This window comes from Micromonospora sp. BL4, from assembly GCF_003667505.1.
Lineage (GTDB): Bacteria > Actinomycetota > Actinomycetes > Mycobacteriales > Micromonosporaceae > Micromonospora.
Map to the genome: position 1 here is coordinate 1 of NZ_RCVJ01000180.1, position 4,548 is coordinate 4,548.

General features: G+C 71.8%; 4 protein-coding genes. 1 reads left to right on the top strand and 3 read right to left on the bottom strand.

Going from position 1 to position 4,548, the window contains the following annotated elements:
* Positions 1–278, bottom strand: a 278-nt coding sequence (locus tag EAD89_RS24245) for a DUF3499 domain-containing protein (RefSeq protein ID WP_147458863.1), incomplete at its 3' end; no start/stop codon positions are given.
* Between the two features lie 153 nt (positions 279–431).
* Here EAD89_RS24245 and EAD89_RS24250 point away from each other — a divergent pair.
* Entirely contained in the window at positions 432–881 is a 450-nt protein-coding gene (locus tag EAD89_RS24250; RefSeq protein WP_074316962.1) for a metallopeptidase family protein, read from the top strand.
* A 55-nt stretch (positions 882–936) separates the two neighbouring features.
* Here the strand turns inward: EAD89_RS24250 and EAD89_RS24255 are convergent, their stop codons facing one another.
* Positions 937–1,194 (bottom strand): WhiB family transcriptional regulator, encoded by a 258-nt coding sequence (locus EAD89_RS24255; protein WP_007455784.1) that lies wholly within the window; start codon positions 1,192–1,194, stop codon positions 937–939.
* Positions 1,195–1,962: 768 nt separating this feature from the next.
* Complete coding sequence (locus EAD89_RS24265; protein ID WP_121677327.1) at positions 1,963–4,473, bottom strand: bifunctional FO biosynthesis protein CofGH; 2,511 nt, start codon at positions 4,471–4,473, stop codon at positions 1,963–1,965.
* Between the last annotated feature and the right edge of the window lie 75 nt (positions 4,474–4,548).

Consider the following 4,548-nt stretch of genomic DNA (forward strand, 5'->3'; position numbering starts at 1 on the left):
TCGCCGACGCGGAGCGCCAGCAGGACCGCCTCGGCCAACGCGACCAGGTCGTCGGTGGTCGGCGGCGGCGGTTCGAACTCGCCCTCGTGCCGGACCACGTCCCAGCCCCGCGGTGCGGTGAGGCTGCGGGCGTGCGGCTCGCACAGGTCGTACGTGTGCGGCTCGGCGAAGGCCGCCAGCGGACCCACCACCGCGGTCGACTCGTTGTAGACATAGGTCAATGTGGCGACCGCTTGCCGGGGGCAGCCGTTTCGGGAGCAGCGCCGTGGTGACCTCACGGCGGCAGGGTATCTCCATTACCGGGTCCGGCGCATCGCTTCGCGTTGCGACACGCCCGTCGTGGTGATCACAATCCACCCGTGCGGCGCACGGCGCGCCACGGGAGCGGCGCTGCCGCTGGCCAGCCCGACGCGGGGGCTACCCTTTGCCTCATGACGAGCCCGGAACACCGCCGCCCCGGTTCCGGCCGGCGCGCCCACCGCGACCGGCACGGGCGCGGGTTGCGTGGGCGGTTGGTACCGGCGACCGTGCCGCTGGCGCGGACCAAGGCGGAGGTCTTCGACGACCTGGTCCTGGACACCGTCGAGACGCTGGAGCGGCGGTTCGCCAAGGAGCTGGCCGGCGTCGAGTTCGCGGTCGAGGACGTCCCGCCGGATCTCAACGTCTACGACTCCGACGTGCTGGAGGACGGCGAGGTCCCGCTGGCTCGGCTCCTGCCGGGCCGTCCGGGTCGGCAGGAGGTGCCGCCACGGATCGTGTTGTACCGCCGGCCCCTGGAGTTCCGGGCGATGGACCGTGAGGACCTCGCCGACCTGGTGCATGACGTGATCATCGAGCAGGTGGCGAATCTCCTCGGGGTCGACCCCGACGAGCTGGCCTGAGCACTTCCCCGCGCGGGCGAGCCGGGCGGCCCCCACCGCCCCGACTCCGCACCGCTCAGGCAGCGCGCCGCTTCAACTTGCGCCGCTCCCGTTCCGAGAGCCCACCCCAGATGCCGAACCGCTCGTCGTGACCGAGAGCGTATTCGAGGCATTCGGTCTTGACCTCGCAGCGCGAGCAGATGCGCTTCGCCTCGCGGGTCGAGCCGCCCTTCTCGGGAAAAAACGCCTCGGGGTCGGTCTGCGAGCACAGCGCCCGCTCCTGCCACTCCGGCGCGTTTCCGAGCAGGTCGGCCACCTCAAGCTGGCCGTCCATCAAATGCCTCCTTGTCGCGCACCGGCGTCATCGCCGCTGCAACCCCCCACGCGAAAGGCGTGCTTGTCCGTCCGGTCCCGTTTTGTTGCGTTCCGTGCGAACAACCCCATTCAAATTACACGCGTGTAATGCGTGCGCCGTCAAGCCAAACTTGATAATGGAGTCGCCCTCCCGACACCCCCGGCCGGCCACTCGGGCCGTCCAGCCTCGCAACCTGCCCTATCGATTCAGACCCCGGCCGAGTAACGCCCTCTCCGGCGAGTTGCCCGACTTTTCTGCCGTGGCGCTCCCCCGGCAGGCAGCCACGCGACGACGCCTGGAGCACCGGACGACCCCCTCCCCACAAAGCTGATCTTGGTGGGGGACAGGTTAACGCGGCACGGCCCGGACCGCTCGTCGAGCGGCGGACACCGTACGCGCCCCGTCCACAATATGGACGGAGCGCGGGCGAAAATGGATGCGGTACGGGTGTCGGTGGCCCCGAAACCGCTGCTCGGCCATACGAACTCGGCAACCGCTCCACCATGGACAGAAGCCGTCTCCACGGACGTACTCTCGTCCCACCAGACGGTATATATCCCAGCCGGGAGGTCGGGGTAGACCGCACTGTGGATCGAGCCGTCCCGCACCCGGCGCTCCCGCACCGCCGAGTGGGTCCGTCGATCCTCGTCCCGGCTGATCTCAATCTCCCGACCGTGCAGATTCCGGCCGGTGTAGACGATCAGGGCACCGGTCGTGGTACGGCCGGTGGCGGGAAAAGGTTCGACCTCAGGGCCGGACGTGACCGTACGCGGTCGTGCGCTTGCGGGCCGGTCGACCGGCCGCCGTGGCGATCGCCCGCAACTGCTCCTCGGTCCTCGCGGAGCCGTTGCCGGAGCCGGCCATCCGGGAGATGGTCTCCTCCATCAGCGTGCCACCCAGGTCGTTGCAGCCGCCCTGGAGCATCGCCACCGTGCCCTCGTCGCCCAGCTTGACCCAGGAGCACTGAATGTTGTCGATCCGGCCGTGCAACAGCAGCCGGGACATCGCGTGCACCACCCGGTTCTCGCGCCACGTCGGCCCGGGGCGGGCGATGCCGGCCAGGTAGATCGGGGCGTTGGTGTGCACGAACGGCAGCGCGACGAACTCGGTGAAGCCGCCGGTGCGGTCCTGCACACCCGCCAGCACCCGGAAGTGCGCCAGCCACTGGCCGGGATGGTCGACGTGGCCGTACATCATGGTGGAGCTGGACCGGATGCCCAGCTCGTGGGCGGTGCTGACCACCTCGACCCAGGCGGCGGCCGGGAGTTTGCCCTTGGTCAGCACCCAGCGCACGTCGTCGTCGAGAATCTCGGCGGCGGTGCCCGGGATGGTGTCCAGCCCGGCCTCACGCAGCTGGGTCAGCCACTCGCGCACCGGAACGCCGGCCTTCGCCGCGGCGGTGACGATCTCCATCGGGGAGAACGCGTGCACGTGCATGTCCGGCACCCGGGCCTTGATCGCGCGCACGATGTCGGCGTACCCGGTGACCGGCATCTTCGGGTCGATGCCGCCCTGGAGGCAGACCTCGCTGGCGCCGGCCGCCCACGCCTCCTGCGCCCGGTCGGCGACCTGGTCGACGGAGAGACGGTACGCGTCGGCGTCCCGCTCACGCTGCGCGAACGCGCAGAACCGGCAGCCGACGTAGCAGACGTTGCTGAAGTTGATGTTGCGGTTGACCACGTAGGTGACGTCGTCGCCGACCGCGTCCCGGCGCACGTCGTCGGCGAGCCGGCACAACTCGTCCAGCGCCGGCCCGTCCGCGCCGAACAACGCCAGCGCGGCATCGGTGTGCGCCGGCTCCAGCAGCGCGGCCGGGTCGTCGGCGGCGAGCCGCAGCCCGGCCCGCAGGTCGCGGTCACCGGCGAGAGCGGTCGGCCCGGCGGTCACCTTCGTAGCCACCTCGGCCCAGTCGCCGTAGACGCTGTCGAAGTCGCCACGCCGGTCGTCGGTCCGGCCGGTGGTGTCGATGGTCGCGTGCAGGTCGGTCCGCCCGCCGAACACCTCCTCCGGCTCCTGCCAGGGCCGGCCCTGCGGCATGGCCGACTCGACCGCCATTCCCGTCGTCGCGTCGGCCAGGGCGCCGACGTGCGGCAGCAGCCGCGGGTCGAGCCACGGGTCACCCGCGCGCACGTACTCGGGGTAGATGGTCAGCCGCTCCCGCAGCGTGAACCCCGCCAGCTCGGTGTGCCGGGCCAGCTCCTCGATCTGCGGCCACGGGCGTTCCGGGTTGACGTGGTCCGGGGTGAGCGGGGAGACGCCGCCCCAGTCGTCGATGCCGGCCCGCAGCAGCAGGTCGTACTCGCCGGCGATGAGGTTCGGCGGCGCCTGGATGCGGGCCTTCGGCCCGAGCAGCAGCCGGGCCACCGCCACCGTCGCCGCCAGGTCGTGCAGCTCCGCGTCGGGCATCCCCCGCATCGCGGTGTCCGGCTTGGCGCGGAAGTTCTGCACGATCACCTCCTGGAGGTGCCCGTACTCCCGGTGCGCGCGACGGATCGCGAACAGTGCGTCCACCCGCTCGGCCGGGGTCTCCCCGATGCCGATCAGGATGCCGGTGGTGAACGGCACCCCGACCCGGCCCGCGTCGTCGAGCACCCGCAGCCGGACCGCCGGCTCCTTGTCGGGCGAGCCGAAGTGCGGGCCACCCGGCTCGGACCAGAGCCGCGTCGCGGTGGTCTCCAGCATCATGCCCATGCTCGGCGCGACCGGCTTGAGCCGTTGCAGCTCCGACCAGGACAGCACCCCGGGGTTGAGGTGCGGCAACAGGCCGGTCTCCTCCAGCACCGCGACCGCGCAGGCGCGCAGGTAGTCCAGAGTGGAGTCGTAGCCGCGCTCGTCCAGCCAGCTCCGGGCCGCCGGCCAGCGCTCCTCCGGCCGATCACCCAGGGTGAACAGGGCCTCCTTGCAGCCCTGGGCGGCCCCCGCCCGGGCGATGGCCAGCACCTCGTCGCGGTCCAGGAACGGCGCCGGCAACCGGTGCGGCACCGTGGCGAACGTGCAGTAGTGGCAGCGGTCCCGGCAGAGCCGGGTCAGCGGAATGAAGACCTTCTTGGAGTACGTGACCACGCCCGGCCGCCCGGCGTCACGCAGCCCGGCGTCGCGGATCCCACCGGCCACCCGGAGCAGCTCGTCGAGCGCGTCACCGCGGGCGGAGAGCAGCGCGGTCGCCTCGTCGACGTCCAGCGCCCGCCCGGTCGCGGCCCGGCCCAGGGCCCGCCGCACGCTCGCCTCGCTCGGGCCGGAGTGGGTGCGATCAACCATCCGCTCAGCCTATGCGCTGCGCCCACCCGCCCCACCGCTCCCCACTGACACCCTCACCGGGCTCCCCCGCTCAGC

Excerpts from the sequence above, each read along its gene's own strand:
- EAD89_RS24250 (WP_074316962.1), top strand. The coding sequence starts at position 432 with ATGACGAGCCCGGAACACCGCCGCCCCGGTTCCGGCCGGCGCGCCCAC.
- EAD89_RS24255 (WP_007455784.1), bottom strand. The coding sequence starts at position 1,194 with ATGGACGGCCAGCTTGAGGTGGCCGACCTGCTCGGAAACGCGCCGGAG.
- EAD89_RS24265 (WP_121677327.1), bottom strand. The coding sequence starts at position 4,473 with ATGGTTGATCGCACCCACTCCGGCCCGAGCGAGGCGAGCGTGCGGCGG.